Annotated in this window: 1 protein-coding gene; it reads right to left on the bottom strand. The window is 72.3% G+C overall.

Going from position 1 to position 2,567, the window contains the following annotated elements; all coding sequences use genetic code 11:
• A partial coding sequence (locus ACXJKL_RS19140; RefSeq protein WP_457208588.1) for a heterodisulfide reductase-related iron-sulfur binding cluster occupies nucleotides 1–2,567 on the bottom strand: 2,567 nt, incomplete at both ends.

Genomic DNA, 2,567 nt, shown 5'->3' with positions numbered 1-2,567 from the left:
GCCTCGGACCCGGTCTCGGACTCAGCCTCGGACCCGGTCTCGGACTCAGCCTCGGACCCGGTCTCGGACTCAGCCTCGGACCCGGTCTCGGACTCAGCGACGGGCTGCTCCTGAGCGGCAGGCTCGTCCTCCGCCGGATCGTGGGCGGCCGGCTCCTCGTCGGCCGCGGCGAAGGTCGCCGCCTGGCTCAGTGCCGCGCCACCGGCGAGACCCTCCGCGGGGGTCGTCGTCTCCTCGGACGTGGTGGCTTCGGCCTCCGGAGCGTCCGACGCCTCGGTTGCCGGGGCGGCCGTCTCGTCGGACCTCGAGGCGGCAGTCGGCTCGGCGGCGGGCTCCGGTGCCGAAGCCGCCGTCGGGGCCGCTGTCGGGGCCGCGACGGGAGTCGGTGCCTCGATGTCGAACAGCGAGCCGCCCTCGGGGATCGAGGTGGCCGGCGTGCTGACCGACCCGGACGACGGCGCTGTCGGAGCTTCCGAACTGGCTTCGGGCTCCGGGACGTCCGACACCTGGGTCTCCGTGGCAACCGTCTCCTCGGACGCCGTGGCCCCGGCCTCCGGGACGTCCGCCTTCTCGGATGCCGGGGCGGCCGTCTCGTCGGACGGTGCGGCCTCGGGCTCCTCGGTGGCGGGCTCGGCAGCCGGCTCAGAGGTGGGGTCCGGGGCAGGGGCTGCCGGGGCCGCGACCGGCGTCGGTGCCTCGATGTCGAACAGCGAGCCGGCCTCGGGGATCGAGGTGGCCGGGGTGCTCGTCGTACCCGACGACGGCGGTGCGTCAGCCACCTTCTGGGGTGCGGTGACGGTGGCCTGTTCACCGCTCGTGGGCGTGTCGGCCGTGTCCGTGTCGGGAGCCGGTGCGTCAGCCACCTTCTGGGGTGCCGGGACTGTGGCCTGCTCACCGCTCGGCACGGGGTCGGCGGCGATGTCGAACAGCGAACCGGTCGATCCCAGGCCGGACGCGGGTGCCGTCGACGGCGCGGGCTTGGCCGCCGGGGCCTCGTCCTGCTCGGCCTTCGCCTCGTCGGCGGCGGGCGCCGGTGCCTCGGCGGGCGCCGGCGTGCCGGTCCCAGCGGCGGGAGCGGTCTCCTCGGGCGTCAGGTCGAAGAGCGATCCCCCCGATCCGAGGTCGGCCTGCGCGGGCTGCGTGGTCGACTCGGACTTCGCCGGGGGAGCCGGCTGCGCTGCGGGCTCCGTCTCCGACGCCGGTGCAGACGCAGGCGCCTCATCCTCTCCGCCGAGGTCGAACAACGACCCGGACTCCTCCTTCTTCGGGGTCCCCGAGGCGCGCGTCGCGTCGGACGGGGTGTCGGCGACGGACGTCGCGGGGGTGGAGTCGGTGGACGAGTCGCCGAGGTCGAAGAGCGACGAGCCGCCCGACGCCTTCGCCGCGGGGCCCACGTCCGCGGTCTCGGTGACCGTGTCCGCGGTGTCGGTGACGTCGCCGGACTCGGGCTCGGCCTTGGTCGCCACGTCGGTGTCGCCCGAGGCGGCGCCGGCTGCGGCAGCGGCGGCGGGCGCGGATGTCGTACCAGGCCCGGCCTTGGTGGCGGACTCGCCCTTGACCGAGGCGAGCAGCATCTGCGCGACGTCGAGGATCTCGACCTCCTCGCGGGCGTTGCCCTTGGCCTGCTCGGCAGTGAGCCCGTCGGAGAGCATCACCCGGCAGAACGGGCAGCCGACCGCGATCTGGTCGGCGCCGGTGCCGACGGCCTCCTTGGTGCGGTTGACGTTGATCCGCTCGCCGATGTTCTCCTCCATCCACATGCGCGCACCACCCGCGCCGCAGCAGAAGGACTTCTCGGAGTTGCGCTCCATCTCGGTGAACTCCGCACCGGGGAGGATCTGGAGCAGCTCGCGCGGGGGCGAGTAGACCTGGTTGTGGCGCCCGAGGTAGCACGGGTCGTGGTAGGTGATCGAGCGCTTCGCGGCGCCCGCACCGTCCTTGATCGGGGTCAGCTTGCCCTCGCGCACGAGGCGGTTGAGCAGCTGCGTGTGGTGCACGACCTCGAGCTCGATGCCGAAGTCCTTGTACTCGTTCTTGAGCGTGTTGAAGCAGTGGGCGCAGGTCGAGACGACCTTCTTGACCTTGTACTCCTTGAAGGTCTCGACGTTCTGCTGCGCGAGGCCCTGGAAGACGAACTCGTTGCCCGCGCGCCGGGCCGGGTCGCCGGTGCAGGTCTCGCCGTTGCCCAGCACGCCGAAGGAGATGCCGGCCATGTCGAGCAGCTCCGCCACCGCCCGGGTGGTCTTCTTGGCGCGGTCCTCGTAGGCACCGGCGCAGCCGACCCAGAACAGCCAGTCGACGGACTCGAGCGACTCGAGGTCCTCACCGACGACGGGCACGTCGAAGTCGAGGCCCTTGGCCCAGTCCATCCGTGCCGTGGACGACATGTTCCACGGGTTGCCCTTGTTCTCCAGGCCCTTGAAGAGCTGGTTGAGCTCGGCGGGGAAGTTGGCCTCCACCAGCACCTGGTAGCGGCGCATGTCCATGATGTGGTCGACATGCTCGATGTCGACGGGGCACTGCTGCACGCAGGCGCCGCACGACGTGCAGTTCCACAGGACGTCGGC

Source organism: Nocardioides sp. P5_C9_2, assembly GCF_054049555.1.
This window is presented reverse-complemented; position numbering and strand designations above follow the sequence as displayed.